Annotated in this window: 35 protein-coding genes; 33 read left to right on the forward strand and 2 right to left on the reverse strand. The window is 55.7% G+C overall.

Going from position 1 to position 23,458, the window contains the following annotated elements; translation table 11 throughout:
- The 31 genes from AC1DSG_RS11835 to bfr all read left to right on the forward strand — a co-directional run.
- Positions 1 to 78: EF-Tu C-terminal domain-related protein (locus AC1DSG_RS11835; protein WP_009681983.1), on the forward strand; the 78-nt coding region annotated here is incomplete at its 5' end.
- Positions 79 to 234: 156 nt separating this feature from the next.
- Entirely contained in the window at positions 235 to 546 is a 312-nt protein-coding gene (rpsJ, locus tag AC1DSG_RS11840; protein ID WP_003186070.1) for a 30S ribosomal protein S10, read from the forward strand.
- 80 nt (positions 547 to 626) lie between these two features.
- Entirely contained in the window at positions 627 to 1,262 is a 636-nt protein-coding gene (rplC, locus tag AC1DSG_RS11845; RefSeq protein WP_003186059.1) for a 50S ribosomal protein L3, read from the forward strand.
- Between the two features lie 12 nt (positions 1,263 to 1,274).
- Complete coding sequence (rplD, locus tag AC1DSG_RS11850; RefSeq protein ID WP_007896707.1) at positions 1,275 to 1,877, forward strand: 50S ribosomal protein L4; 603 nt, start codon at positions 1,275 to 1,277, stop codon at positions 1,875 to 1,877.
- Positions 1,874 to 2,173, forward strand: a complete 300-nt coding sequence (rplW, locus tag AC1DSG_RS11855) for a 50S ribosomal protein L23 (protein WP_002555488.1) — start codon at positions 1,874 to 1,876, stop codon at positions 2,171 to 2,173. Before rplD ends, rplW begins: the two co-directional genes overlap by 4 nt.
- Positions 2,174 to 2,187: 14 nt before the next feature.
- Positions 2,188 to 3,012: a 50S ribosomal protein L2 gene (gene rplB / locus AC1DSG_RS11860; RefSeq protein WP_003176423.1), complete on the forward strand. Its 825-nt coding sequence runs from the start codon at positions 2,188 to 2,190 to the stop codon at positions 3,010 to 3,012.
- A 16-nt stretch (positions 3,013 to 3,028) separates the two neighbouring features.
- Positions 3,029 to 3,304: a 30S ribosomal protein S19 gene (rpsS, locus tag AC1DSG_RS11865; RefSeq protein WP_002555486.1), complete on the forward strand. Its 276-nt coding sequence runs from the start codon at positions 3,029 to 3,031 to the stop codon at positions 3,302 to 3,304.
- Positions 3,305 to 3,315: 11 nt separating this feature from the next.
- Complete coding sequence (rplV, locus tag AC1DSG_RS11870; protein ID WP_003103908.1) at positions 3,316 to 3,648, forward strand: 50S ribosomal protein L22; 333 nt, start codon at positions 3,316 to 3,318, stop codon at positions 3,646 to 3,648.
- A gap of 13 nt (positions 3,649 to 3,661) precedes the next feature.
- Positions 3,662 to 4,348, forward strand: a complete 687-nt coding sequence (gene rpsC, locus AC1DSG_RS11875; RefSeq protein ID WP_003176422.1) for a 30S ribosomal protein S3 — start codon at positions 3,662 to 3,664, stop codon at positions 4,346 to 4,348.
- 12 nt (positions 4,349 to 4,360) lie between these two features.
- Positions 4,361 to 4,774, forward strand: a complete 414-nt coding sequence (gene rplP, locus AC1DSG_RS11880; RefSeq protein WP_007943783.1) for a 50S ribosomal protein L16 — start codon at positions 4,361 to 4,363, stop codon at positions 4,772 to 4,774.
- The gene (gene rpmC, locus AC1DSG_RS11885) at positions 4,774 to 4,965 is read left to right on the forward strand and encodes a 50S ribosomal protein L29 (protein WP_002555481.1); all 192 of its coding nucleotides are present in this window, start codon (positions 4,774 to 4,776) and stop codon (positions 4,963 to 4,965) included. Before rplP ends, rpmC begins: the two co-directional genes overlap by 1 nt.
- 2 nt (positions 4,966 to 4,967) lie before the next feature.
- Positions 4,968 to 5,234, forward strand: coding sequence for a 30S ribosomal protein S17 (gene rpsQ, locus AC1DSG_RS11890; RefSeq protein WP_003176419.1), 267 nt, complete (start codon positions 4,968 to 4,970; stop codon positions 5,232 to 5,234).
- 23 nt (positions 5,235 to 5,257) lie between these two features.
- Positions 5,258 to 5,626, forward strand: a complete 369-nt coding sequence (gene rplN / locus AC1DSG_RS11895) for a 50S ribosomal protein L14 (protein WP_002555479.1) — start codon at positions 5,258 to 5,260, stop codon at positions 5,624 to 5,626.
- A gap of 11 nt (positions 5,627 to 5,637) precedes the next feature.
- Positions 5,638 to 5,952, forward strand: a complete 315-nt coding sequence (rplX, locus tag AC1DSG_RS11900; protein WP_003176416.1) for a 50S ribosomal protein L24 — start codon at positions 5,638 to 5,640, stop codon at positions 5,950 to 5,952.
- 20 nt (positions 5,953 to 5,972) lie between these two features.
- Positions 5,973 to 6,512: a 50S ribosomal protein L5 gene (gene rplE / locus AC1DSG_RS11905; protein ID WP_003176415.1), complete on the forward strand. Its 540-nt coding sequence runs from the start codon at positions 5,973 to 5,975 to the stop codon at positions 6,510 to 6,512.
- A gap of 13 nt (positions 6,513 to 6,525) precedes the next feature.
- The gene (gene rpsN, locus AC1DSG_RS11910) at positions 6,526 to 6,831 is read left to right on the forward strand and encodes a 30S ribosomal protein S14 (protein WP_477791058.1); all 306 of its coding nucleotides are present in this window, start codon (positions 6,526 to 6,528) and stop codon (positions 6,829 to 6,831) included.
- A 209-nt stretch (positions 6,832 to 7,040) separates the two neighbouring features.
- Positions 7,041 to 7,433, forward strand: a complete 393-nt coding sequence (rpsH, locus tag AC1DSG_RS11915) for a 30S ribosomal protein S8 (protein ID WP_003186040.1) — start codon at positions 7,041 to 7,043, stop codon at positions 7,431 to 7,433.
- A gap of 12 nt (positions 7,434 to 7,445) precedes the next feature.
- Positions 7,446 to 7,979, forward strand: a complete 534-nt coding sequence (gene rplF / locus AC1DSG_RS11920; protein WP_003176412.1) for a 50S ribosomal protein L6 — start codon at positions 7,446 to 7,448, stop codon at positions 7,977 to 7,979.
- Between the two features lie 10 nt (positions 7,980 to 7,989).
- A complete protein-coding gene (gene rplR, locus AC1DSG_RS11925; RefSeq protein WP_003186037.1) occupies positions 7,990 to 8,340 on the forward strand; it encodes a 50S ribosomal protein L18 in 351 nt (116 codons plus the stop codon).
- Positions 8,341 to 8,343: 3 nt separating this feature from the next.
- Positions 8,344 to 8,844: a 30S ribosomal protein S5 gene (gene rpsE, locus AC1DSG_RS11930; RefSeq protein WP_007943782.1), complete on the forward strand. Its 501-nt coding sequence runs from the start codon at positions 8,344 to 8,346 to the stop codon at positions 8,842 to 8,844.
- A gap of 2 nt (positions 8,845 to 8,846) precedes the next feature.
- The gene (gene rpmD / locus AC1DSG_RS11935) at positions 8,847 to 9,023 is read left to right on the forward strand and encodes a 50S ribosomal protein L30 (RefSeq protein ID WP_003186033.1); all 177 of its coding nucleotides are present in this window, start codon (positions 8,847 to 8,849) and stop codon (positions 9,021 to 9,023) included.
- Positions 9,024 to 9,026: 3 nt separating this feature from the next.
- Complete coding sequence (gene rplO, locus AC1DSG_RS11940; protein WP_007896782.1) at positions 9,027 to 9,464, forward strand: 50S ribosomal protein L15; 438 nt, start codon at positions 9,027 to 9,029, stop codon at positions 9,462 to 9,464.
- Positions 9,465 to 10,793 (forward strand): preprotein translocase subunit SecY, encoded by a 1,329-nt coding sequence (gene secY, locus AC1DSG_RS11945; protein WP_477791059.1) that lies wholly within the window; start codon positions 9,465 to 9,467, stop codon positions 10,791 to 10,793.
- A 27-nt stretch (positions 10,794 to 10,820) separates the two neighbouring features.
- On the forward strand, positions 10,821 to 10,937 hold the full coding sequence (rpmJ, locus tag AC1DSG_RS11950; protein ID WP_002555468.1) for a 50S ribosomal protein L36: 117 nt from the start codon (positions 10,821 to 10,823) through the stop codon (positions 10,935 to 10,937).
- 130 nt (positions 10,938 to 11,067) lie between these two features.
- Positions 11,068 to 11,424: a 30S ribosomal protein S13 gene (rpsM, locus tag AC1DSG_RS11955; protein ID WP_003186020.1), complete on the forward strand. Its 357-nt coding sequence runs from the start codon at positions 11,068 to 11,070 to the stop codon at positions 11,422 to 11,424.
- A gap of 30 nt (positions 11,425 to 11,454) precedes the next feature.
- Complete coding sequence (gene rpsK, locus AC1DSG_RS11960) at positions 11,455 to 11,844, forward strand: 30S ribosomal protein S11 (protein WP_002555466.1); 390 nt, start codon at positions 11,455 to 11,457, stop codon at positions 11,842 to 11,844.
- Between the two features lie 18 nt (positions 11,845 to 11,862).
- Positions 11,863 to 12,483: a 30S ribosomal protein S4 gene (rpsD, locus tag AC1DSG_RS11965; protein ID WP_003210056.1), complete on the forward strand. Its 621-nt coding sequence runs from the start codon at positions 11,863 to 11,865 to the stop codon at positions 12,481 to 12,483.
- 22 nt (positions 12,484 to 12,505) lie between these two features.
- Complete coding sequence (locus AC1DSG_RS11970; RefSeq protein ID WP_003186012.1) at positions 12,506 to 13,507, forward strand: DNA-directed RNA polymerase subunit alpha; 1,002 nt, start codon at positions 12,506 to 12,508, stop codon at positions 13,505 to 13,507.
- Between the two features lie 42 nt (positions 13,508 to 13,549).
- Entirely contained in the window at positions 13,550 to 13,936 is a 387-nt protein-coding gene (gene rplQ / locus AC1DSG_RS11975) for a 50S ribosomal protein L17 (protein WP_007943777.1), read from the forward strand.
- 242 nt (positions 13,937 to 14,178) lie between these two features.
- Positions 14,179 to 15,633, forward strand: coding sequence for a catalase (locus AC1DSG_RS11980; protein WP_477791060.1), 1,455 nt, complete (start codon positions 14,179 to 14,181; stop codon positions 15,631 to 15,633).
- 148 nt (positions 15,634 to 15,781) lie between these two features.
- Positions 15,782 to 16,246, forward strand: coding sequence for a bacterioferritin (gene bfr / locus AC1DSG_RS11985; RefSeq protein WP_007943775.1), 465 nt, complete (start codon positions 15,782 to 15,784; stop codon positions 16,244 to 16,246).
- 64 nt (positions 16,247 to 16,310) lie between these two features.
- Here bfr and uvrA read toward each other — a convergent pair whose 3' ends face one another.
- Entirely contained in the window at positions 16,311 to 19,145 is a 2,835-nt protein-coding gene (uvrA, locus tag AC1DSG_RS11990) for an excinuclease ABC subunit UvrA (RefSeq protein WP_007943774.1), read from the reverse strand.
- Positions 19,146 to 19,336: 191 nt separating this feature from the next.
- On the opposite strand from uvrA, the gene AC1DSG_RS11995 reads away from it, so the two are divergent.
- Together AC1DSG_RS11995 and AC1DSG_RS12000 are read left to right on the forward strand one after the other, a co-directional pair.
- A complete protein-coding gene (locus tag AC1DSG_RS11995) occupies positions 19,337 to 20,734 on the forward strand; it encodes an MFS transporter (RefSeq protein ID WP_477791061.1) in 1,398 nt (465 codons plus the stop codon).
- A 9-nt stretch (positions 20,735 to 20,743) separates the two neighbouring features.
- On the forward strand, positions 20,744 to 21,268 hold the full coding sequence (locus AC1DSG_RS12000) for a single-stranded DNA-binding protein (RefSeq protein ID WP_477791062.1): 525 nt from the start codon (positions 20,744 to 20,746) through the stop codon (positions 21,266 to 21,268).
- A 71-nt stretch (positions 21,269 to 21,339) separates the two neighbouring features.
- Here AC1DSG_RS12000 and AC1DSG_RS12005 read toward each other — a convergent pair.
- Positions 21,340 to 23,458, reverse strand: a 2,119-nt coding sequence (locus AC1DSG_RS12005) for an OsmC domain/YcaO domain-containing protein (protein WP_477791063.1), incomplete at its 5' end; no start/stop codon positions are given.

A 23,458-nucleotide genomic window follows, 5' to 3' on the forward strand; every position in this document is an offset into this window, starting at 1 on the left:
GAAGATGGTCTGCGTTTCGCTATCCGTGAAGGCGGTCGTACCGTCGGCGCTGGCGTCGTAGCCAAAATCATCGAGTAAGCTCTTTTTGAGTATGCTTTGATGACTTGAAAAAGCCTCCGCTCAGCGGGGGCTTTTTTATTGGGTTGACACCTATCTGGGGCGTCTATAGAATTGCGCCTCCTTTTAACGGGCGTATTGCGCTCGGTGGGAATAGCAGCCGGAGTCTGAAATCCAATGCAAAATCAGCAAATCCGTATCAGGTTGAAGGCTTTTGACCATCGCCTGATCGACCAATCCACCCAGGAAATCGTGGAAACCGCGAAACGTACTGGTGCTCAAGTGCGTGGTCCAATTCCACTGCCTACCCGTAAAGAGCGGTTCACCGTTCTGGTCTCCCCGCACGTCAACAAAGACGCGCGTGACCAGTACGAGATCCGTACTCATAAGCGCGTTCTGGACATCGTCCAGCCAACGGATAAAACCGTTGATGCTCTTATGAAGCTTGATCTTGCGGCCGGTGTGGAAGTGCAGATCAGCCTCGGCTAAGACTCGGTCTTAGTCGTGTAACGCTCTGAAATGGGCGGCCATAGCGGGTGAAAGCCCCGTACACTCATGAGGTTTACAACATGACTATTGGTGTAGTCGGTCGTAAATGCGGTATGACCCGTATTTTCACCGAAGAAGGTGTCTCCATTCCGGTCACGGTCATTGAGATCGAACCGAATCGCGTCACCCAGTTCAAAACTGAAGAGACCGATGGCTACCGTGCAGTGCAAGTCACTGTAGGCGAGCGTCGTGCTTCGCGTGTTACAGCTGCTCAAGCTGGCCACTTCGCTAAGGCGAACGTTGCCGCTGGTCGTACCGTAATGGAATTCCGTCTTGAAGAAGGCGAGTACCAGGCTGGCGATCTGATCAACGCTGAAATCTTCGCTGCTGGTCAACTGGTTGATGTAACCGGTCAGTCCAAGGGTAAAGGCTTCCAGGGTACGATCAAGCGTTGGAACTTCCGCGGGCAAGATAATACCCACGGTAACTCCGTGTCCCACCGCGTTCCAGGCTCTATCGGCCAGTGCCAGACTCCTGGTCGTGTATTCAAGGGCAAAAAAATGTCCGGTCATATGGGCGCTGAGCGCGTGACCGTGCAGTCCCTCGAAGTAGTGCGCGTGGACGCTGAACGCAATCTGTTGTTGGTCAAGGGCGCTGTTCCTGGCGCTACTGGCGGCAACTTGGTTGTACGTCCAGCAGCCAAGGCTCGCGGTTAAGGGGAAGCTGACATGCAATTAAATGTAAATGACGCTCAAGCGATCGAAGTTTCCGAACTGACATTTGGCGGCGAATTCAACGAGACGCTGGTTCACCAAGCAGTCGTGGCCTACATGGCTGGCGGCCGTCAGGGCTCCAAGCAGCAAAAGACCCGTTCCGACGTTCGTGGTGGCGGTAAGCGCCCATGGCGTCAGAAAGGTACTGGCCGTGCTCGTGCCGGTACTATCCGTAGCCCAATCTGGCGTGGCGGCGGTACCACTTTCGCAGCTCGTCCTCAGGATCACACCCAGAAGCTGAACAAGAAGATGTATCGCGCAGCAATGCGTTCCATCCTTGCTGAGCTGGTGCGTACTGATCGTCTGGTTGTGGTTCAGGACTTCGCTGTTGATGCACCGAAGACCAAAGATCTGCTGAACAAACTGACTGGCATGGGCTTGACTGACGTCCTGATCGTGTCTGAAGTCGTTGATCAGAACCTGTACCTGGCTGCTCGTAACCTGCCACACGTTGACGTACGTGACGTGCAGGGTTCCGATCCAGTTAGTCTGATCGCATACGACAAGGTGTTGATCACCGTGTCGGCCGTGAAGAAATTCGAGGAGCTGCTGGGATGAACCAGGAACGCGTATTTAAAGTTCTGCTTGGCCCGCACGTTTCCGAGAAGGCTACGGTTCTGGCTGACAAGAAAGGCCAGTTCGTTTTCAAGGTTGCAACTGATGCAACCAAGCTGGAAATCAAGAAGGCCGTCGAAAGCCTGTTCAGCGTGAAAGTAGAGCGTGTTACTACCCTGAATGTTCTGGGTAAGAGCAAGCGCACTGCTCGCGGTCTGGGCAAGCGTAATGACTGGAAGAAGGCAGTTATCTCCCTTCAGCCAGGCCAAGATCTCGATTTCAGCAGCAGTGCTGAGTAAGGAAGGGGTGCATCATGGCAATCGTTAAATGCAAACCGACTTCCCCTGGCCGCCGTTTTGTGGTCAAGGTGGTCAACCAGGAGCTGCATAAAGGCGCTCCTCACGCACCGCTGCTCGAGAAAAAATCGAAGACTGGTGGTCGTAACAACAATGGTCGCATTACCACTCGTCACATCGGTGGTGGCCATAAGCAGCATTATCGTCTGGTCGATTTCCGTCGCAACGACAAAGATGGCATCTCTGCCACTGTCGAGCGTATCGAATACGATCCAAACCGTACTGCTCACATCGCTCTGCTGCTGTACGCAGATGGCGAGCGTCGCTACATCATCGCCCCTAAAGGCGTGAGCGCTGGCGACCAGCTGATCGCAGGTGCTCTGGCACCGATCAAGCCGGGCAACGCTCTGCAACTGCGTAACATTCCAGTTGGTAGCACCGTACACGGCATCGAATTGAAGCCAGGTAAAGGCGCGCAAATCGCTCGTTCCGCTGGTGCTTCGGCTCAGCTGATCGCTCGTGAAGGTGTCTACGTGACCCTGCGTCTGCGTTCTGGTGAGATGCGTAAAGTGCTGGCTGAATGCCGCGCGACCCTGGGTGAAGTCTCGAACTCCGAGCACAGCCTGCGTTCGCTGGGTAAAGCTGGTGCCAAACGCTGGCGTGGCGTTCGCCCAACCGTTCGTGGTGTTGCCATGAACCCGGTTGACCACCCACATGGTGGTGGTGAAGGTCGTACCTCTGGTGGTCGTCATCCGGTATCGCCATGGGGCTTCCCGACTAAGGGCGCGAAGACTCGTGGTAATAAGCGTACCGACAAAATGATCGTCCGTCGTCGCAAGTAAATAGAGGGATACGACAGTGCCACGTTCTCTGAAAAAAGGTCCTTTTATCGATCTTCACCTACTGAAGAAGATCGAAGTGGCGGCGGAAAAGAATGATCGCAAACCGGTGAAAACCTGGTCGCGTCGTTCGATGATCCTGCCACAAATGGTCGGTTTGACCATCGCAGTACACAACGGTCGTCAACACGTCCCAGTTCTCGTTAACGAAGACATGGTCGGCCACAAACTGGGCGAGTTCGCCGGTACCCGCACTTATCGTGGGCACGTGGCAGACAAGAAAGCCAAGCGTTAAGGGGTTAGGAAATGGAAGTAGCCGCTAAGTTGTCGGGCGCTCGAATCTCCGCCCAGAAAGCCCGCTTGGTCGCCGACCAGATCCGCGGGAAGAAGGTGGGCGAAGCGCTCAACTTGTTGGCTTTCAGCAGTAAGAAAGCCGCCGAGATCATGAAGAAAGTGCTGGAGTCGGCCGTAGCCAACGCCGAGCATAACGAAGGCGCAGACGTTGATGACCTTAAAGTCAGCACCGTTTTCGTCAACGAAGGGCGTTCGCTGAAGCGCATCATGCCACGTGCCAAAGGCCGTGCTGATCGCATCGTCAAGCGGTCTTGCCATATCACTGTCAAGGTTGCTGACAAGTAACGGAGTCGAAGAGATGGGTCAGAAAGTACATCCCATTGGCATTCGCCTGGGAATCGTCAAGGAGCACACCTCCGTCTGGTACGCAGACGGTCGGACTTATGCGGACTATTTGTTCGCTGATCTGAAGGTGCGTGAGTATCTCCAAGACAAACTAAAAAGCGCGTCCGTAAGCCGTATCGATATCCATCGTCCGGCTCAGACTGCACGTATCACCATCCACACCGCTCGTCCAGGTATCGTTATCGGGAAGAAAGGTGAAGATGTTGAGAAACTGCGTCAGGACCTGACCAAGCAAATGGGTGTGCCTGTGCACATCAATATCGAAGAGATCCGCAAGCCGGAGCTCGACGGTATGCTGGTTGCGCAGAGCGTAGCTCAGCAGCTGGAGCGTCGCGTAATGTTCCGTCGCGCTATGAAGCGCGCTGTTCAGAACGCCATGCGCATTGGTGCCAAAGGCATCAAAATCCAAGTGAGCGGTCGTCTCGGCGGTGCTGAAATCGCACGTACTGAATGGTATCGCGAAGGTCGTGTGCCACTGCACACCCTGCGTGCCGACATCGACTATGCCAACTACGAAGCTCACACCACTTACGGTGTGATCGGTGTAAAGGTTTGGATCTTCAAAGGCGAAGTAATTGGTGGTCGCCAAGAAGAACTGAAACCACAAGCACCAGCGCCTCGTAAAAAAGCTGCTAAGTAAGGGGTACGCCAAATGTTGCAACCAAAGCGTACGAAGTTCCGCAAGCAGATGACAGGCCACAACCGTGGTCTGGCTCAGCGCGGTAGCAAAGTCAGCTTCGGCGAATATGCGCTGAAGTCTGTAGCTCGTGGTCGTCTCACCGCTCGTCAGATCGAGTCAGCGCGTCGTGCTCTGACCCGTCACGTTAAACGTGGCGGCAAGATCTGGATCCGTGTATTCCCGGACAAGCCTATTTCCAAAAAGCCCCTCGAAGTTCGGATGGGTAAAGGTAAGGGTAGTGTGGAGTACTGGGTTGCCCAGATTCAGCCAGGCAAAGTCCTGTATGAAATCGAGGGTGTTTCTGAAGAGCTGGCGCGTGAGGCTTTTGCCCTGGCTGCTGCAAAGCTGCCGCTCGCCACCGCCTTTGTTAAACGGACGGTGATGTGATGAAAGCGAATGAACTTCGTGAAAAATCCGCACAGCAGCTGAACGAGCAACTGCTCGGCTTGCTGCGCGACCAGTTCAATCTGCGTATGCAGAAAGCAACTGGCCAGTTGGGGCAGTCTCATCTGCTCTCGCAAGTTAAGCGTGACATCGCTCGCGTGAAGACTGTGCTCAACCAGCAGGCAGGTAAGTAATCATGGCTGAAGCCGAAAAAACTGTCCGTACGCTGACTGGCCGTGTTGTCAGCGACAAGATGGACAAAACCATCACCGTACTGATCGAGCGTCGCGTTAAGCACCCGATCTACGGTAAATACGTTAAGCGTTCGACTAAGCTGCACGCGCACGACGAAACCAATCAGTGCCACATCGGCGACAAAGTCACTATTCGTGAAACTCGTCCTTTGGCCAAGACCAAGTCTTGGGCGCTGGTTGATGTTCTCGAACGCGCTGTGGAAGTCTAAGGACTAGGGGTCGGAGAAATTATATGATTCAGACTCAATCCATGCTCGATGTGGCCGATAACAGCGGCGCTCGCCGTGTTATGTGCATCAAGGTGCTGGGTGGCTCCCATCGTCGTTACGCTGGTATCGGTGACATCATCAAAGTTACCGTTAAGGAAGCAATTCCTCGCGGTAAAGTGAAAAAAGGCCAAGTGATGACTGCTGTTGTAGTCCGCACTCGTCACGGCGTACGTCGTGCTGATGGCTCCATTATCCGCTTTGATGGCAACGCTGCTGTTCTTCTGAACAACAAGCAAGAGCCGATCGGCACCCGTATCTTTGGGCCAGTGACCCGTGAACTTCGTACTGAGAAGTTCATGAAGATCGTCTCGCTCGCCCCAGAAGTGCTGTAAGGAGATCCGACATGCAAAAGATTCGTCGTGACGACGAGATCATCGTGATCGCCGGCAAAGACAAAGGTAAGCGCGGTAAGGTGCTTAAGGTTCTCGCTAATAACCGTCTGGTTATCGGTGGTCTGAACCTGGTTAAGCGTCATACCAAGCCTAACCCGATGTCGGGCGTACAAGGCGGTATCGTCGAAAAAGAAGCTCCACTGGACGCTTCTAACGTCGCCATTTTCAACGGCGAAACCAACAAGGCTGACCGCGTTGGTTTCAAAGTAGAAGACGGCAAGAAAATTCGTGTCTTCAAGTCGACCCAAAAAGCGGTTGATGCTTGAACACTGCTAGGTAGAAGACCATGGCACGACTAAAAGAGATTTACTGGAAGGAAATCGCACCGAAACTTAAGGAAGAACTTAAGCTTTCGAACGTGATGGAAGTTCCACGCGTTACAAAAATCACCCTGAACATGGGTCTGGGCGAAGCTGTCGGTGACAAAAAAGTCATCGAGCACGCTGTTGCCGACCTGGAAAAGATCACCGGCCAGAAAGTCGTTGTGACCTACGCTCGGAAATCCATCGCTGGCTTTAAAGTCCGTGAAGGTTGGCCGATCGGCGTCAAAGTGACCCTGCGCCGTGAGCGTATGTACGAGTTCCTGGATCGTCTGCTGTCGATCTCCCTGCCTCGGGTTCGCGACTTCCGCGGCCTGAATGCCAAGTCCTTCGATGGTCGTGGTAACTACAGCATGGGCGTAAAAGAGCAGATCATCTTCCCGGAAATCGACTACGACAAGATCGATGCTCTCCGCGGTCTGGACATTACCCTGACCACCACTGCCAAGAACGATGATGAAGGTCGCGCCCTGTTGCGTGCTTTCAAATTCCCGTTCCGCAACTGATTGGAGTAGGAAAATGGCCAAGATGAGCATGAAAAACCGCGAGCTGAAGCGTCAGCTCACGGTTGCCAAGTACGCCAAAAAGCGTGCAGCACTGAAAGCTATCATCGTTGATCTGAACGCAAGTCCAGAAGCGCGTTGGGAAGCTACAGTAGCTCTGCAGAAGCAGCCACGTGACGCAAGCGCCTCGCGCATGCGTAACCGCTGCCGCCTGACCGGTCGTCCACACGGCGTTTACCGCAAGTTCGGCCTTGGCCGTAACAAACTGCGTRAAGCTGCAATGCGTGGTGACGTACCTGGTCTGGTTAAAGCCAGCTGGTAAGCACTATCAAAGTCTCGGTGCTCGGGATCGCAAGATCCTGACCACCGGTGACCTTGAACTTGAATCAAGCCCCTTTTGGGGCTTGATTCATTTGTGGGGTGTGTCTAGAATACCCGGCTCGCCTGAGCCCGTGCTTTTTCCGCATGGATGAGCTCGGCGACAAGTAGTAGCCGCAAGGCTAATTTTTTTGTATTAGGAGCGTCTAGCCCATGAGTATGCAGGACCCGTTAGCGGACATGCTAACTCGAATCCGTAATGCCCAGATGGCTGAAAAGTCCGTCGTAAGCATGCCATCTTCTACTTTGAAGGTAGCTGTTGCCAAAGTCCTGAAGGACGAAGGTTACATTGCGGGTTATCAGATCAGCAGCGAAATCAAACCACTGCTGTCCATCGAGCTGAAGTACTTCGAAGGCCGTCCGGTCATCGAAGAAGTGAAGCGCGTTAGCCGTCCAGGCCTGCGTCAGTACAAGTCCGTCGATGATCTGCCAAAAGTTCGTGGCGGTCTCGGTGTGTCTATCGTCTCCACCAACAAAGGTGTGATGACGGATCGTGCTGCGCGCGCTGCCGGTGTCGGCGGCGAAGTTCTTTGCACTGTGTTCTAAGGGGGGATAAGCATGTCACGCGTCGCTAAGAACCCCGTTAAGCTGCCAGCCGGTGTCGAAGTCAAATTCGCAGGCCAACAGCTTTCGGTGAAGGGTGCCAAGGGCACTCTCGAACTGAACATCCATTCGTCCGTTGAGATCGTTGAAGAAGCTGGTGAGCTGCGTTTCGCTGCTCGCAATGGCGATCAACAAACTCGCGCAATGGCTGGTACCACTCGTGCGTTGGTAAACAACATGGTCCAAGGCGTAAGCCAAGGCTTCGAGCGCAAGCTCCAGCTGGTCGGTGTTGGTTACAAAGCGCAAGCAAAAGGCACAGTGCTGAACCTGGCTCTTGGCTTCTCGCACCCAGTGGATTATGAACTGCCGGAAGGCATCACCGCTGAGACTCCTAGCCAGACCGATATCCTGATCAAGGGCATCGATAAGCAGCTGGTAGGTCAAGTGGCCGCCGAGATCCGCGACTTCCGTCCACCAGAGCCGTACAAAGGCAAAGGTGTGCGCTACGCGGACGAAGTCGTCCGTCGTAAAGAAGCCAAGAAGAAGTAGGGCATAGCAAATGACCGACAAAAAAGTTACTCGACTGCGTCGCGCTCGCAAAGCACGCCTGAAAATGCACGAACTCGAAGTCGTGCGTCTCTGCGTGTTCCGCTCGTCGCAGCACATCTACGCCCAGGTCATTTCGGCCGACGGCAACAAAGTCCTGGCATCTGCCTCGACTTTGGATAAAGAACTGCGTGATGGCGCCACTGGCAACATCGACGCGGCCACTAAGGTTGGCCAGCTGGTCGCTACGCGTGCTAAAGCCGCTGGCGTCTCGCAGGTGGCTTTCGACCGCTCTGGCTTCAAGTATCACGGCCGCGTCAAGGCGCTGGCTGATGCTGCTCGTGAAGCTGGGCTGGAGTTCTAAGTTATGTCAAATAACGACCAAAAGCGCGACGAAGGCTACATCGAGAAGCTGGTTCAAGTTAACCGCGTAGCCAAAACCGTTAAAGGCGGCCGTATCTTCACTTTCACCGCGTTGACCGTGGTTGGTGATGGTAAAGGGCGTGTTGGCTTCGGCCGTGGCAAGTCGCGTGAAGTGCCTGCTGCGATCCAGAAGGCAATGGAAGCTGCTCGCCGCAACATGATCCAAGTTGATCTGAACGGCACCACTCTGCAGTACGCAATGAAGTCCGGTCACGGCGCTTCGAAGGTGTACATGCAGCCTGCTTCTGAAGGTACCGGTATCATCGCTGGCGGCGCTATGCGTGCTGTCCTCGAAGTTGCTGGCGTTCAGAACGTTCTGGCCAAGTGCTACGGCTCGACTAACCCGGTAAACGTGGTTCACGCCACTTTCAAAGGTTTGAAAGCTATGCAGTCTCCTGAATCCATTGCCGCCAAGCGTGGCAAAAGCGTCAAGGAGATCTTCTGATCATGGCTACTGTTAAAGTTACGCTGATCAAAAGCATGACCGGCCGCATCCCTAACCACAAACTGTGCGTTAAGGGTCTGGGTCTGCGTCGCATCGGTCACACTGTAGAAGTACTTGATACTCCCGAGAATCGCGGGATGATCAACAAGGCTTACTACATGCTGCGTGTCGAGGGTTAATCGATGAAACTCAATGATCTGAGTCCAGCGCCGGGTTCCCGTCGCGAAAAGCATCGTCCGGGCCGTGGTATCGGTAGTGGTTTGGGCAAGACCGGTGGCCGTGGCCACAAAGGTCAGTCCTCCCGCTCCGGTGGCACCATTGCTCCAGGCTTTGAAGGCGGTCAACAGCCGCTGCATCGTCGCCTGCCGAAGTTCGGTTTCGTTTCCCTGAAAGCCATGGATCGCGCAGAAGTGCGTCTGTCCGAGCTGGCTAAAGTGGAAGGCGACATCGTCACCGTGCAGTCCCTGAAAGATGCCAACGTGATCAACGTCAACGTACAGCGTGTGAAAATCATGCTGTCCGGCGAAGTTACTCGCGCTGTCACCATCGGAAAGGGAATCGGCGCCACCAAAGGTGCGCGTGCGGCTATCGAAGCAGCTGGCGGCAAGTTCGAGGAATAAATGGCTAAGCAAGGTGCTCTCTCTGCGCTCGGCAAAGGCGGTATGTCTGAACTCTGGGCTCGTCTGCGTTTTCTGTTCCTGGCGATTATCGTCTACCGAATAGGCGCACACATCCCGGTTCCAGGTATCAACCCGGACCGACTCGCGGACCTGTTTCGACAGAATGAGGGGACCATTCTTAGCTTGTTCAACATGTTTTCCGGCGGCGCGCTGGAGCGGATGAGCATCTTTGCATTGGGGATCATGCCGTACATTTCGGCATCGATCATCATGCAGCTGATGACCGCCGTCAGCCCGCAGCTGGAGCAGTTGAAGAAGGAAGGTGAAGCTGGCCGTCGCAAGATCAGCCAGTACACCCGCTACGGCACTGTCGTCCTCGCTCTCGTTCAGGCTATTGGCATGTCCATTGGTCTGGCGGGGCAGGGCGTTTCGTTCACTGGTGACTTTAGCTTCCATTTCGTCGCGGTAACCACTTTTGTGGCTGGTGCGATGTTCATGATGTGGCTGGGTGAGCAGATTACTGAGCGTGGTGTTGGCAACGGTATCTCGATGTTGATTTTTTCGGGTATCGTCGCCGGTCTTCCGAGAGCGATCGGGCAGTCTTTCGAGTCTGCACGTCAGGGTGATATCAACATCTTCGCCCTGGTTGCCATCGGTTTGCTGGCAGTAGCGATTATCGGTTTCGTGGTGTTCATTGAGCGTGGTCAGCGTCGTATTGCTGTTCACTACGCCAAGCGTCAGCAGGGCCGTAAGGTTTTTGCTGCGCAGACTAGCCACTTGCCGCTGAAGGTGAACATGGCCGGTGTTATTCCGGCCATTTTCGCGAGCAGCATTTTGCTGTTCCCGGCTTCGTTGGGTGCCTGGTTCGGCCAGTCTGAAGGTATGGGCTGGTTGCAGGACATCTCGCAGTCGATCGCTCCTGGTCAGCCGTTGAATATTCTGCTGTTTAGTGCAGGGATTATTTTCTTCTGCTTCTTCTATACGGCGTTGATGTTCAATCCGAAAGACGTAGCGGAAAACCTGAAGAAGTCCGGTGCCTTTATTCCGGGCATCCGTCCAGGTGAGCAGTCTGCGCGCTACATTGATGGCGTTCTGACTCGCTTGACCATGTTCGGTGCTCTTTACATGACGGCCGTGTGCTTGTTGCCCCAGTTCCTGGTGGTTGCAGCAAACGTACCGTTCTACCTTGGCGGGACCTCGTTGCTGATCGTCGTCGTGGTTGTGATGGACTTCATGTCCCAAGTACAATCGCACCTCGTTTCGCACCAGTACGAATCCCTGATGAAGAAAGCCAACCTGAAGGGTTACGGCAGCGGCATGTTGCGCTGAGTACCCATAAGGTTCGAGGAGTTGGTGATGAAAGTTCGTGCATCGGTGAAAAAGCTGTGCCGTAACTGCAAAATTATTCGCCGCGAAGGTGTCGTTCGAGTAATTTGCAGCGCGGAACCGCGTCACAAACAGCGCCAAGGCTGAGTGTGATTGTGCTTCAAGCCCGGTAGCTAGTGCGCTACCGGGTTGATTATTTGTTATTACAGCGATATTATCTCGCGCCCTATTTCTTGGCTTCCGGGGCGTAGGTAGCTGTCAATTGGAGTCCCACTGAATGGCCCGTATTGCAGGCGTTAACATTCCAGATAACAAGCATACTGTTATCTCGCTGACCTACATCTATGGTGTTGGTCGCACTACTGCACAGAAGATCTGTGCAGTGACTGGGGTAAACCCAGCCGCAAAGATCAAAGATCTGAGCGACGAGCAGATTGAACAGCTGCGTGGCGAAGTGGCGAAGTTCACCACTGAAGGTGACCTGCGTCGCGAAATCAACATGAAAATCAAGCGTTTGATGGACCTCGGTTGCTATCGCGGTCTGCGTCATCGTCGTGGTCTTCCAGTGCGCGGTCAGCGTACCAAGACTAACGCGCGTACCCGTAAAGGTCCGCGTAAGCCGATCCGCAAGTAATCGCCCCAGCGAATCGACAGGAAATTAATCATGGCTAAACCTGCTGCTCGTCCTCGTAAAAAAGTTAAAAAGACAGTGGTTGATGGCATCGCCCACATCCATGCATCTTTTAACAACACAATCGTGACCATCACCGACCGTCAAGGCAACGCTCTTTCCTGGGCTACCTCCGGTGGTTCGGGTTTCCGCGGTTCCCGCAAGTCCACTCCGTTTGCTGCTCAAGTAGCTGCTGAACGTGCTGGTCAAGCTGCGCTGGAATACGGTCTGAAAAACCTCGACGTTAACGTCAAAGGTCCAGGCCCAGGTCGTGAATCTGCAGTCCGCGCTTTGAACGGCTGTGGCTACAAGATCGCCAGCATCACCGACGTGACGCCAATCCCGCACAACGGGTGCCGTCCGCCGAAGAAGCGCCGCGTGTAATCCAGGAGATTGTAAAGAATGGCTCGTTACATTGGTCCAAAATGCAAACTCGCTCGTCGTGAAGGCACCGATCTCTTTCTGAAGAGCGGCGTGCGCGCGATCGAATCGAAGTGCAACATTGAAGCAGCACCTGGTATCCACGGCCAACGCCGCGGTCGCCAGTCCGATTACGGCACCCAACTGCGTGAAAAGCAGAAGGTCCGTCGTATCTACGGCGTTCTCGAGCGTCAATTCAGCGGCTACTACAAAGAAGCTGCTGGCAAGAAAGGTGCAACCGGTGAAAACCTGCTGCAACTGCTCGAATGCCGTCTGGACAACGTTGTATACCGTATGGGTTTTGGCTCTACTCGTGCCGAATCCCGTCAGCTGGTATCGCACAAATCCGTCAGCGTTAACGGTCAGACCGTAAACGTACCGTCCTACCAGGTTCGTGCTGGTGACGTGGTCGCGATTCGCGAGAAAGCAAAGAACCAACTTCGCATTGTCCAAGCTCTCGATCTGTGTGCCCAACGTGGCCGCGTAGAATGGGTAGAAGTAGACACTGAGAAGAAGTCGGGCGTTTTCAAGAACGTTCCAGCTCGCAGTGATCTGTCCGCCGACATCAACGAAAGCCTGATTGTCGAGCTCTACTCCAAGTAAGGGCTAGAAAATAGGTGCATCCATGCAGATTTCGGTAAATGAGTTCCTGACACCCCGCCACATTGATGTGCAGGTTGTCAGTCCAACCCGCGCCAAGATCACTCTCGAGCCTCTCGAGCGTGGTTTCGGCCACACCCTGGGCAACGCGCTGCGCCGCATCCTGTTGTCCTCAATGCCCGGCTGTGCAGTAGTCGAGGCCGAGATTGACGGTGTACTCCATGAGTACAGCGCCATCGAAGGCGTACAGGAAGACGTAATTGAAATCCTGTTGAACCTTAAAGGTCTGGCTATCAAGCTGCACGGTCGTGACGAAGTTACGCTGACCTTGTCGAAGAAGGGTTCGGGGGTGGTTACCGCTGCCGATATTCAGCTGGATCATGATGTCGAGATCGTTAACCCCGATCACGTAATCGCTAACCTGGCGTCTAACGGCGCCCTGAACATGAAGCTCACCGTAGCTCGTGGTCGTGGTTATGAACCGGCAGACTCGCGTCAGAGCGATGAAGACGAAAGCCGCAGCATCGGTCGCTTGCAGCTTGACTCTTCGTTCAGCCCGGTTCGCCGTATCGCATACGTGGTGGAAAACGCCCGTGTCGAGCAGCGTACTAACCTGGACAAGCTGGTTATTGATCTGGAAACCAACGGTACCCTGGATCCTGAAGAGGCTATTCGCCGCGCTGCAACCATTCTGCAACAGCAGTTGGCTGCGTTCGTCGATCTCAAAGGTGACAGTGAGCCAGTGGTTGTCGAGCAGGAAGACGAGATCGATCCGATCCTGCTTCGCCCGGTTGACGATCTGGAACTGACTGTACGTTCGGCTAACTGCCTTAAGGCGGAAAACATCTACTACATCGGTGACCTGATTCAGCGTACCGAAGTAGAGCTGTTGAAGACTCCGAACCTTGGCAAGAAATCCTTGACTGAAATCAAGGACGTTCTGGCCTCCCGCGGTCTGTCCCTCGGCATGCGCCTCGACAACTGGCCGCCTGCAAGTCTTAAGAAGGACGACAAGGCGACTGCCTGATCGTCGTAATCACCGAACGTCGTGTTTGGTAAGGAATGAACCATGCGTCATCGTAAAAGTGGTCGTCACCTGAGCCGCACTAGCTCGCACCGCAAGGCCATGTTTCAAAACATGGCAGTGTCGCTGTTCGAGCACGAGCTGATCAAAACTACACTGCCGAAAGCTAAAGAACTGCGTCGCGTTGCTGAGCCGCTGATCACTTTGGCCAAGACAGACAGCCTGGCTAACCGCCGTCTGGCTTTCGACCGTACTCGTTCGAAAGCTATCGTTGGTAAGCTCTTCAACGACCTGGGCAAGCGTTACGCTACCCGTGAGGGTGGCTACCTGCGCATCCTCAAGTGCGGCTTCCGCACTGGCGACAACGCGCCTATGGCGTACGTCGAGTTGGTTGATCGTGCTACCGGCGGTGAAGCTGTATCCGCTGAGTAAGACGTCAGTCTGAAACGAAGAACCGGGCCTAGTGCCCGGTTTTTTGTGTCTGTAAGAAACGCGCGCTGTTTATACAAGCTTCTTTGCGGTCCATGCCGTCATGCTGCGAACGGGATTCGTTGGTAGTATTTTTCTATTGATATCTGCAAATTAATGAATTTGTAGCCTTCCTGATCAATGGTCAATACTCCGTCCCAAGCCGATTAGCCGGCAGTTCCAAAACTGACAAGGGAAGAGATCGCATGAGCCAAAGTAAAACGCTTACCACCGCCAGTGGCGCTCCTGTCGCCGATAACCAGAATTCCCGCTCCGCCGGCCCCCGTGGCCCGCTGCTGCTCGACGACTTTCACCTGATCGAGAAGCTGGCCCACTTCAACCGTGAAAACATCCCTGAGCGCCGTGTACACGCGAAGGGTTCGGGTGCCTACGGCACGTTCACCGTCACGCGTGACATCACTGAGTACACCAGCGCCAAACTGTTCGAATCCGTCGGCAAGCAAACCCCTACGTTCCTGCGCTTTTCCACCGTTGGGGGTGAGCGTGGTTCGGCCGATACCGAGCGCGATCCACGTGGCTTCGCCCTGAAGTTCTATACCGAAGAAGGCAATTGGGACATCGTCGGCAACAACACGCCCGTGTTCTTCATTCGCGATCCTTTGAAGTTTCCGGACTTCATTCACACTCAAAAACGCCTGCCGCAAAGCAATTTGAAAAGCGCGCAGATGATGTGGGACTTCTGGTCGCATTCGCCTGAGGCGCTGCACCAGGTCACCATTCTGTTCTCGGATCGCGGCATTCCCGATGGCTACCGTCACATGCACGGCTTCGGTAGCCACACCTACAGCCTGATCAACGCCAATGGTGAGCGGCACTGGGTGAAGTGGCACTACAAGACACAGCAAGGGATCAAGAACCTCGCGCCGGCAGAAGCCGCACGCTTGGCAGGCACTGATCCTGACTACGCCCAGCGCGACCTGTTCGGCGCAATCGAGCGAGGTGACTTCCCGAAATGGCGTGTCTGCATCCAAATCATGTCCGAGGATCAGGCAGCGGCGCACTACGAGAACCCGTTCGATGTGACCAAAACCTGGTCACAGAAAGAGTTTCCGCTGATAGAAGTGGGTGAGCTGGAGCTCAATCGCAATCCGTTGAACTACTTTGCTGAAGTCGAGCAGGCGGCGTTCGGTCCTAGCAACATGGTGCCAGGCGTTGGTTTGTCGCCTGACCGCATGCTCCAAGGTCGCGTATTCGCTTACGCGGATGCTCACCGCTACCGTGTTGGCACCAATCACCAGCAACTGCCGGTGAACGCGCCTCGCAGCCCGGTAAACAGCTACCAGCGCGACGGGTCGATGGCATTCGGCGGTAACGGCGGTGCTTCACTTAATTATGAGCCGAACAGCTACATCGAATCGCCGAAGCAAGCGCCTAGATATGCGGAGCCACCACTGGCACTGAGCGGTGCAGCTGATCGTTACGACCATCGCGAAGACACCGATTACTACAGCCACGCTGGTGCGTTGTTCCGTTTGATGAGCGATGAGCAGAAAGTGCTGCTGGTGAATAACATTGCCGGCGCAATGGTTGGGGTTTGCAGTGATGTGGTTGACCGACAATTGCAGCATTTCTACAAAGCCGATCCGGCGTATGGAGAAGCAATCGCAAAGCTGCTCAACGTACAGCTTAACGAAGTCTAAATGAGAAGCAGAACCGCCCTCGATTGGGCGGTTTTTGCGTTATTTAAACTACTTTTCTCAGAATATCTTCGCTTTATCGCGCAAACGGAGTGACCAATCGGTCGTCGTGGTTCAAACTACAGACTTTCAAGCAGGGAGATGTAGGGCGATGCAAGGCCACCCAGACGTAATCGATTACCTCAACACGTTGCTGACCGGAGAACTGGCGGCGCGTGATCAATATTTCGTCCATTCGCGGATGTATGAGGACTGGGGTTTCACCAAGCTCTACGAACGTATCAACCACGAGATGGAAGAAGAGGCCGGGCATGCTGATGCCCTGATGCGTCGGATTCTGATGCTCGAAGGTACGCCCCGCATGCGTCCGGACGACCTTGATGTCGGCACCACCGTGCCGGATATGCTCGCCGCCGACCTGCGACTGGAATACAAAGTCCGCGCCGCGCTCTGCAAGGGCATCAAGCTCTGCGAGCAGCACAAGGACTATGTCAGCCGCGAGATGCTGCGGGTTCAATTGCATGACACCGAAGAAGACCACACCTACTGGCTTGAAAAGCAGATGGGTCTGATCAAGTTGATCGGTCTCGAAAACTACCTGCAATCTCACGCCTGATCGCACCGATACAAAAAAGCCCCTGTCACTGAGCAAGTGACAGGGGCTTTTTTTGGCGCTGGATTCAGGCCCGATCGCGCTCCAGCAACGGTTTGAGGTAGAAGCCGGTATGTGACTGCTTCATCTCGGACACTTCTTCCGGAGTACCGACAGCAATGATCTGTCCGCCCTTGGAACCACCCTCCGGACCGAGGTCCACCAACCAGTCGGCGGTCTTTATCACGTCGAGGTTATGCTCGATCACCACCACGGTGTTGCCGTGGTCGCGAAGGCGATGCAGTACATCGAGCAGTTGCTGGATGTCCGCGAAGTGCAGGCCGGTGGTTGGCTCGTCGAGAATGTACAGCGTCTTACCGGTATCGCGCTTGGACAGTTCGCGGGATAGCTTGACCCGCTGCGCCTCACCACCGGACAGTGTGGTCGCCGATTGCCCCAGCTTGATGTATGACAGGCCAACATCCATCAGCGTCTGAAGCTTGCGTGCCAGTGCCGGAACCGCGTCGAAGAACACCCGGGCTTCCTCGATGGTCATCTCGAGGGTTTCGTGGATGCTCTTGCCTTTGTATTTGATCTCCAGCGTCTCGCGGTTGTAGCGCTTGCTCTTGCAGACGTCGCACGGGACATAGATGTCCGGCAGGAAGTGCATTTCCACCTTGATCAAACCGTCGCCCTGGCAGGCCTCGCAACGTCCGCCCTTCACGTTGAAGGAGAAGCGGCCCGGACCATAACCCCTTGAGCGAGATTCCGGTACGCCAGCGAACAGCTCGCGAATCGGTGTGAACAGCCCGGTATAGGTCGCGGGGTTGGAGCGCGGCGTCCGGCCGATCGGGCTTTGGTCGATGTCGACGACCTTGTCCAGATGCTCCAGGCCCTTGATGCTGTCGTGCGCGGCAGCTTCCAGTGTTGTCGCGCCGTTGAGGGCCGTAGCGCTCAAAGGAAACAGCGTGTTGTTGATCAGCGTCGACTTACCGGAGCCGGACACGCCGGTCACGCAAGTCAGCAGACCGATCGGGATGTCCAGATCGACATTGCGCAAATTGTTGCCGCGAGCACCCTTGAGGGACAGCGACAACTTCTTGTTGCGCGGTGTGCGATTGGTTGGAACGGCAATCTTCACTCGCCCCGACAAGTACTTGCCGGTCAACGAGTCAGGGTGAGCCATGACCTCGGCCGGTGTACCTTCGGCAACTATATGCCCACCGTGTATGCCAGCGCCCGGCCCGATATCCACCACGTAGTCCGCCAGGCGAATCGCGTCTTCGTCGTGCTCGACCACAATCACGGTGTTGCCGATGTCGCGCAGGTGCTTGAGCGTACCGAGCAACCGGTCGTTATCCCGCTGGTGTAGACCAATCGATGGCTCGTCGAGGATATACAGAACCCCCACCAGACCGGCGCCGATCTGGCTGGCCAGACGAATCCGCTGAGCCTCACCACCGGACAAGGTGTCGGCACTGCGATCCAGCGACAAGTAGTCGAGGCCCACGTTGACCAAAAACTGCAGACGCTCGCGGATTTCCTTGAGGATCTTGTCGGCAATTTCGCCGCGACGGCCCGTCAGCTTCAGTGCGCCGAAGTATTCACAGGCGTCTCCAATCGGCAGGTTTGTCACAGCCGGCAGCGTCTTCTCACCCACCCAAACGTGCCGCGCCTCGCGACGCAGGCGCGTGCCACGGCAATCCGGGCAGGCCTGAGTGCTGAGGAACTTGGCCAGCTCTTCACGTACCGACGCGGACTCGGTTTCGCGATAGCGACGTTCAAGATTCGGCACGATGCCTTCAAACGGGTGTGAGCGTTTAACGATGTCGCCACGGTCGTTCAGGTATTTGAAGTCAACATTCTGCGAGCCGCTGCCGTGCAGGATGAATTTCTGCTGATCGGCCGGCAGTTCGTTGAACGGTACTTCCAGGCTGAATTTGTAGTGGGACGCCAACGACCCGAGCATCTGGAAGTAATAGACGTTGCGCCTGTCCCAGCCACGAATCGCACCCTCGGCCAGTGTCAGCTCGCCGTTCACCAAACGCTTGATGTCGAAAAACTGCTTCACGCCCAGGCCATCGCAGGTCGGGCAGGCACCGGCCGGGTTGTTGAAGGAGAACAGCTTGGGTTCCAGTTCACTGATGGCATGGCCGCAAATCGGGCAGGCGAAGCGGGCGGAGAAGATCATCTCCTCGCCCGGCTCGTCGTCCATCGGCGCAACCAGCGCAATGCCGTCAGCCAGCTTCAGCGCGGTCTCGAACGACTCGGCCAGACGCTGTTGCAGGTCGGCGCGAACCTTGAAGCGGTCGACCACGACATCGATCGTGTGCTTCTTCTGTTTATCCAGCTTCGGCAACTCGTCCAGCTCGCAGAGCCGGCCGTTGACTCGCGCCCGCACAAAACCTTGTGCGCGCAATTCTTCGAAGACCGAAAGATGTTCGCCTTTGCGCTCGCGGATCACCGGCGCCAGCAGCATCAGTTTGCTGCCCTCCGGTTGGGCGAGGACCAGGTCGACCATCTGGCTGACGGTCTGCGCTTCCAGCGGAATATCGTGATCCGGGCAGCGTGGAATACCCACGCGTGCATACAGCAGGCGCAGGTAGTCGTAGATTTCGGTGATGGTGCCGACCGTCGAGCGCGGGTTGTGCGAGGTCGACTTCTGTTCGATGGAAATAGCCGGCGACAGACCTTCAATGGTGTCGACGTCAGGTTTTTCCATCATCGACAAAAACTGCCGGGCATAGGCCGACAACGATTCGACGTAGCGGCGCTGGCCTTCGGCGTACAGCGTGTCGAACGCCAGGGACGATTTTCCCGACCCGGACAGGCCGGTGATGACGATCAGTTTGTCCCGTGGCAGGGTCAGGTCGATGTTCTTCAGGTTGTGGGTCCGGGCCCCACGAATCAGGATCTTGTCCAAAGTAGCCTCGCTTGGCGGGCGTCGAAAACGTAGGAGTATACGGCCAAATACTGGATGGATGCACACTGTCAAACGAGTGGGTGATTGTCTTACATGAAGAGTCTGTCAGTCGAACGCGTCAAAGCGTCGCGATATACCCTGTCATTCGATGGGACTGGTAGAATCGCGGCCGGTTCACATGAGGTTTTTCCATGCACGATCCCCACAGCGAACGCATGAGTGGCAGTGAGACCCGCGCAGCAAGCGGTCTGGCCCTGGTGTTCGCCTTCCGTATGCTTGGCATGTTCATGGTGTTGCCGGTATTGGCGACCTATGGGATGGATCTGGCAGGCGCGACACCGGCCCTGATCGGGTTGGCGATCGGCGCTTACGGCCTGACCCAGGCGATTTTCCAGATTCCATTCGGCATCATTTCCGACCGCATTGGACGCCGTCCGGTGATTTACCTGGGGCTGATCGTCTTCGCCCTGGGTAGCGTGCTGGCGGCCAATGCCGATTCGATCTGGGGCGTTATCGCCGGACGCATCCTGCAAGGCGCGGGGGCGATTTCTGCCGCCGTCATGGCGTTGTTGTCAGACCTGACTCGCGAGCAGCATCGGACCAAAGCGATGGCCATGATCGGCATGACGATTGGTTTGTCGTTCGCCGTCGCCATGGTAGTAGGGCCTTTGGTCACCCGTGCCTTTGGCCTGTCCGGGCTGTTCCTCGCCACGGGTGGCATGGCGATGTTCGGCATCGTGATCGTGTTGTTCATGGTGCCCAAATCCACCGGGCCGTTGCAGCACCGCGAGTCGGGTGTCGCGCGCCAAGCGTTGATGCCGACGCTCAAGCACCCGGACCTGTTGCGCCTGGATCTCGGCATTTTTGTGTTGCACGCGATGTTGATGTCGAGCTTCGTTGCATTGCCTCTTTCACTGGTCGAAAAAGCCGGTCTGCCTAAAGAGCAGCACTGGTGGGTGTACCTGACCGCGCTGCTGATTTCCTTCTTCGCCATGATCCCGTTCATTATCTACGGCGAAAAGAAACGCAAAATGAAACGAGTTTTACTCGGCTCCGTCGTGACGCTGATGCTCACTGAGCTATTCTTCTGGCAGTTCGGCGATAGCTTGCGGGCTCTGGTGATCGGGACGGTGGTGTTTTTTACCGCGTTCAATCTGCTGGAAGCTTCGTTGCCTTCGCTGATCAGCAAGGTTTCACCAGCAGGTGGCAAGGGCACGGCGATGGGGGTTTACTCCACCAGCCAGTTCCTCGGTTCGGCACTGGGCGGTATCCTCGGCGGCTGGATGTATCAGCATGGCGGTCTGTCGGTTGTGTTCCTTGGATGCGCCGGTCTGGCTGCCCTCTGGCTGGCCTTTGCTGTTACCATGCGTGAACCTCCCTACGTGACGAGTCTGCGCTTGCCGTTGTCGCCCGAGGCGATCCGCGAAGCGGGTCTGGTCGAGCGCCTGAAGGCTGTCGTAGGGATAACAGATGCAGTGATCGTCGAAGATGAAGCGGCGATTTACATCAAATTGGACACCGAACTATTGGATCGCACCACCCTTGAGCGCCTGGTGAACAACCCGGCCGAGGCAGCGTGCGTAGCCTAGGAGAACGTTATGGCCCGTGGGGTTAACAAAGTCATATTGGTCGGCACTTGCGGCCAGGATCCCGAAGTTCGCTACTTGCCTAACGGTAACGCCGTGACCAACCTGAGTCTGGCGACCAGCGAACAATGGACCGACAAGCAAACCGGTCAGAAGGTCGAGAAGACCGAATGGCACCGTGTTTCGATGTTCGGCAAGGTTGCCGAAATCGCCGGCGAATACCTGCGTAAAGGTTCGCAGGTGTACATCGAAGGCAAGCTGCAGACCCGCGAGTGGGAAAAAGACGGTATCAAGCGTTACACCACTGAAATCGTGGTCGACATGCAAGGCACCATKCAGCTGCTGGGCGRCCGTCCACAACAGGGCGACCAACAAGGCGGGGGCAATAACTATCAGCAGTCCGCCCCGGCTCCACGCCAACAGGCTCCGCGTCCGCAGCAGTCGGCTCCGCAACAGTCGCGTCCGGCTCCACAGCAGCAGGCCGCTCCTCAGCCGGCTCCGGATTTCGACAGCTTTGATGACGATATCCCGTTCTAAAAAGCGGCTATCCAGTTAGTAACAAAAAAAAGCGAAGCCAGTAATCTGGCTTCGCTTTTTTGTGGGCGCCGTTAACTCGATAACGCAGTTACATTGGCCCGTGCCGAGTGCAGTTTCTTGTAGCTCTCGATCAAGCGCAGGTGCCTGTCGAGCCCTTCCAGTTTCATGCTGGTCGGTGTCAAGCCGTGGAAGCGTACGCTGCCATCCACCGATCCGATGGCTGCGTCCGTGCGCTCGTTGCCAAACATCCGGCGGAAGTTGGCTTCGTAGTCTTCCAGTTCCAGGTCTTCGTCCAGCTTCATCTCCAGCACCACATTGACCGCCTGGTAGAACAAGCCACGTTCAACCGTGTTGTCGTTGTACTGCAGGAACATTTCTACTGCCTCTTTCGCCTCTTCATATTGCTGCAAGGCGAGATAGATCAGTAGCTTCAACTCCAGGATCGTCAGCTGACCCCATGCCGTATTGTCGTCAAATTCGATGCCGATCAAGGAGGTGATGTCGGTGTAGTCGTCCAGCTCACTTTCAACCAGACGCTCAACCAACGCTCGCAGTTCGTCTTCGTCCAGGCGATGCAGGTTGAGGATATCGGCGCGGAAGAACAGCGCCTTGTTGGTGTTATCCCAGATCAGATCGTCCGCCGGATAGATTTCCGAGTAGTCCGGTACCAGGATGCGGCACGCCGTGGCGCCGATATGCTTGTAGACCGCCATGTACACTTCTTTGCCCATGCCTTTGAGAATGCCGAACAAGGTCGCGGCTTCCTCGGCGTTCGAGTTTTCACCCTGGCCGGAGAAGTCCCACTCCACGAATTCGTAATCCGATTTGGAACTGAAGAAGCGCCACGACACCACGCCGCTGGAGTCGATAAAGTGCTCGACGAAGTTGTTCGGCTCGGTCACCGCGTGCCCTTCAAACGTCGGCTGGGGCAGGTCGTTGAGACCTTCGAAACTACGGCCCTGCAACAATTCGGTCAGGCTGCGTTCCAGCGCCACTTCCAGGCTTGGGTGCGCGCCGAACGAGGCGAACACACCGCCGGTACGCGGGTTCATCAACGTGACGCACATCACCGGGAATTCACCGCCCAGGGACGCATCCTTCACCAACACCGGGAACCCTTGCTCTTCCAGTGCCTGAATACCGGCCAGGATCCCGGGGTACTTTGCCAGCACGTCGGCCGGCACATCCGGCAGGGCAAATTCGCCTTCGATGATTTCGCGTTTTACCGCACGCTCGAAGATCTCAGACAGGCACTGCACCTGGGCTTCGGCCAGCGTGTTACCGGCACTCATACCGTTGCTGAGGAACAGGTTTTCAATCAGGTTGGACGGGAAATACACCACTTCGCCGTCTGACTGGCGCACGTACGGCAGCGAGCAGATGCCACGCTCTTCATTGCCCGAGTTGGTGTCGATCAGATGGGAGCCACGCAGCTCGCCGTCACGGTTGTAAATTTTCAGGCAGTATTCGTCGAGAATTTCTGTTGGCAGCGCATCTTTACGACCAGGTTTGAACCAGCGCTCGTCCGGGTAGTGCACAAAGGGCGCGTTGGCGATGTCTTCGCCCCAGAACTGGTCGTTGTAGAAGAAGTTGCAGTTGAGCCGCTCGATAAACTCGCCCAGCGCCGACGCCAACGCGCCTTCCTTGGTCGAACCCTTGCCGTTGGTAAAGCACATCGGCGAATGCGCATCACGGATGTGCAGCGACCACACATTGGGCACGATATTGCGCCATGAGGCGATTTCAATCTTCATGCCCAGGTCCGCCAGAATGGCCGACATATTGGCGATGGTCTGCTCCAGCGGCAGGTCCTTGCCTGCGATATAGGTGCTCACCTCTGAGTTAGAAGCAGGCATCAGCAACGCCTGGGCATCGGCGTCGAGGTTTTCCACCTCTTCGATCACAAACTCAGGCCCGGCTTGCACCACTTTTTTCACAGTGCAGCGGTCAATGGAACGCAGGATGCCCTGGCGGTCCTTGTCGGAAATGTCCGCCGGCAACTCGACCTGAATCTTGAAAATCTGGTTGTAGCGGTTTTCCGGATCAACAATGTTGTTCTGCGACAGGCGGATGTTTTCCGTGGGAATGCTGCGAGTGTCGCAGTACAACTTCACGAAATAAGCCGCACACAAGGCCGATGAAGCCAGAAAGTAATCAAACGGACCCGGTGCCGAGCCATCGCCCTTGTAG

This window comes from Pseudomonas sp. P5_A12, assembly GCF_056400685.1.

Excerpts from the sequence above, each read along its gene's own strand:
- rpsE (WP_007943782.1), top strand. The coding sequence starts at position 8,344 with ATGTCAAATAACGACCAAAAGCGCGACGAAGGCTACATCGAGAAGCTG.
- rplX (WP_003176416.1), top strand. The coding sequence starts at position 5,638 with ATGCAAAAGATTCGTCGTGACGACGAGATCATCGTGATCGCCGGCAAA.
- rplV (WP_003103908.1), top strand. The coding sequence starts at position 3,316 with ATGGAAGTAGCCGCTAAGTTGTCGGGCGCTCGAATCTCCGCCCAGAAA.
- rplO (WP_007896782.1), top strand. The coding sequence starts at position 9,027 with ATGAAACTCAATGATCTGAGTCCAGCGCCGGGTTCCCGTCGCGAAAAG.
- rpsH (WP_003186040.1), top strand. The coding sequence starts at position 7,041 with ATGAGTATGCAGGACCCGTTAGCGGACATGCTAACTCGAATCCGTAAT.
- rplW (WP_002555488.1), top strand. The coding sequence starts at position 1,874 with ATGAACCAGGAACGCGTATTTAAAGTTCTGCTTGGCCCGCACGTTTCC.
- AC1DSG_RS11995 (WP_477791061.1), top strand. The coding sequence starts at position 19,337 with ATGCACGATCCCCACAGCGAACGCATGAGTGGCAGTGAGACCCGCGCA.
- rpsM (WP_003186020.1), top strand. The coding sequence starts at position 11,068 with ATGGCCCGTATTGCAGGCGTTAACATTCCAGATAACAAGCATACTGTT.
- rpmJ (WP_002555468.1), top strand. The coding sequence starts at position 10,821 with ATGAAAGTTCGTGCATCGGTGAAAAAGCTGTGCCGTAACTGCAAAATT.
- rpsD (WP_003210056.1), top strand. The coding sequence starts at position 11,863 with ATGGCTCGTTACATTGGTCCAAAATGCAAACTCGCTCGTCGTGAAGGC.
- rpsK (WP_002555466.1), top strand. The coding sequence starts at position 11,455 with ATGGCTAAACCTGCTGCTCGTCCTCGTAAAAAAGTTAAAAAGACAGTG.
- rpsQ (WP_003176419.1), top strand. The coding sequence starts at position 4,968 with ATGGCTGAAGCCGAAAAAACTGTCCGTACGCTGACTGGCCGTGTTGTC.
- rplR (WP_003186037.1), top strand. The coding sequence starts at position 7,990 with ATGACCGACAAAAAAGTTACTCGACTGCGTCGCGCTCGCAAAGCACGC.
- rpsC (WP_003176422.1), top strand. The coding sequence starts at position 3,662 with ATGGGTCAGAAAGTACATCCCATTGGCATTCGCCTGGGAATCGTCAAG.
- secY (WP_477791059.1), top strand. The coding sequence starts at position 9,465 with ATGGCTAAGCAAGGTGCTCTCTCTGCGCTCGGCAAAGGCGGTATGTCT.
- rplC (WP_003186059.1), top strand. The coding sequence starts at position 627 with ATGACTATTGGTGTAGTCGGTCGTAAATGCGGTATGACCCGTATTTTC.
- bfr (WP_007943775.1), top strand. The coding sequence starts at position 15,782 with ATGCAAGGCCACCCAGACGTAATCGATTACCTCAACACGTTGCTGACC.
- rplF (WP_003176412.1), top strand. The coding sequence starts at position 7,446 with ATGTCACGCGTCGCTAAGAACCCCGTTAAGCTGCCAGCCGGTGTCGAA.
- rplE (WP_003176415.1), top strand. The coding sequence starts at position 5,973 with ATGGCACGACTAAAAGAGATTTACTGGAAGGAAATCGCACCGAAACTT.
- rplB (WP_003176423.1), top strand. The coding sequence starts at position 2,188 with ATGGCAATCGTTAAATGCAAACCGACTTCCCCTGGCCGCCGTTTTGTG.
- AC1DSG_RS11970 (WP_003186012.1), top strand. The coding sequence starts at position 12,506 with ATGCAGATTTCGGTAAATGAGTTCCTGACACCCCGCCACATTGATGTG.
- rpmC (WP_002555481.1), top strand. The coding sequence starts at position 4,774 with ATGAAAGCGAATGAACTTCGTGAAAAATCCGCACAGCAGCTGAACGAG.
- rpmD (WP_003186033.1), top strand. The coding sequence starts at position 8,847 with ATGGCTACTGTTAAAGTTACGCTGATCAAAAGCATGACCGGCCGCATC.
- rplD (WP_007896707.1), top strand. The coding sequence starts at position 1,275 with ATGCAATTAAATGTAAATGACGCTCAAGCGATCGAAGTTTCCGAACTG.
- AC1DSG_RS11980 (WP_477791060.1), top strand. The coding sequence starts at position 14,179 with ATGAGCCAAAGTAAAACGCTTACCACCGCCAGTGGCGCTCCTGTCGCC.
- rplP (WP_007943783.1), top strand. The coding sequence starts at position 4,361 with ATGTTGCAACCAAAGCGTACGAAGTTCCGCAAGCAGATGACAGGCCAC.
- rpsJ (WP_003186070.1), top strand. The coding sequence starts at position 235 with ATGCAAAATCAGCAAATCCGTATCAGGTTGAAGGCTTTTGACCATCGC.
- rplN (WP_002555479.1), top strand. The coding sequence starts at position 5,258 with ATGATTCAGACTCAATCCATGCTCGATGTGGCCGATAACAGCGGCGCT.
- rplQ (WP_007943777.1), top strand. The coding sequence starts at position 13,550 with ATGCGTCATCGTAAAAGTGGTCGTCACCTGAGCCGCACTAGCTCGCAC.